The organism is Streptomyces sp. SID3343 (genome assembly GCF_009865215.1).
Lineage (GTDB): Bacteria > Actinomycetota > Actinomycetes > Streptomycetales > Streptomycetaceae > Embleya.
Genome location: NZ_WWJX01000139.1, coordinates 1 through 949, shown reverse-complemented (window position 1 = coordinate 949; position 949 = coordinate 1). Strand labels below are relative to the sequence as shown.

Sequence of the window (949 nt, the reverse complement as noted above, 5' to 3'; positions counted from 1 at the left end):
GTGACCGCGCCCGCACCGACCGCCGAGACCCCGGCGGTACGATGCCGCGCGAGCGCGTACAGCGCCGGGACCACCGCGACCGCGAGCATCGGCACCCGAGCGGTCCCGACTCCCGCGTGTACCAGTACCGCGCCGCCGAGCACGACCGTGAACACCGTCCCGGGCAGTCGACGCCGCGCGCCGAGCAGGGCCGCGAAAGCGAGTCCGGCGAGCACGCCGCATCCGACCCGCCCCACACCGGTCGGCACCCACCACAGCACCTGAACGAGCAGCGCCACAACCGGCACTCTCCAGGCCGCACCACGCACCCACGCCACCTGCCGGAGCCTACGCCCGACCGCACCGAGGGAATGAGCGAACGACCTTGCCGTCGGGGACACGGAACAGGTTGCCCGGCGTCCATGACTCCTGGATGCCCCAGGCCGACGGCGGGTTCGGACCGGCCGGCTGCGGAGGTGGAGCGCCGGCTTTCGGGGCGTCGCGCTTCGCACCTCGGACTTCGTGGCCCGCGCTTCGAGCCCGGGTTTCGCACCTCGGACTTCGAGCCCCGCGCTTCGGCCCTCAGACTTCGAGCCCCACGCTTCGGACCCCAGGCTTCGGACGAGGCTTCGACCCTCAGGGCTTCGGACCCGGTCGGGCGAACGCCGGTCCCAGCCAACGCGGATCCCGACCGAAACCATGTGTGGCTTCGCCGGGGTCGCGCCCAAGTGCCCTCTCGGACCCCGGGCTTCGAGCCCCGGGCTTCGAGCCCCGGGCTTCGGACCCCAGGGCTTCGGACCCGGTCGGGCCAACGCCGGTCCCAACCAACGCGGACCCCGACCGAAACCGTGTGGGGCTTCGCCAGTGTCGCGCCCAAGCGCCCTCTCGGACCCCGGGCTTCGAGCCCCACGCTTCGGACCCCAGGCTGCCGCCCCAAGGCTTCGGACCCGGTCGGGCCAACGCCGGTCCC

General features: G+C 73.6%; 1 protein-coding gene. It reads right to left on the bottom strand.

Annotated elements, in window-relative coordinates; genetic code table 11:
* Positions 1-278: hypothetical protein (locus tag GT354_RS04405; protein ID WP_202511509.1), on the bottom strand; the 278-nt coding region annotated here is incomplete at its 3' end.
* Between the last annotated feature and the right edge of the window lie 671 nt (positions 279-949).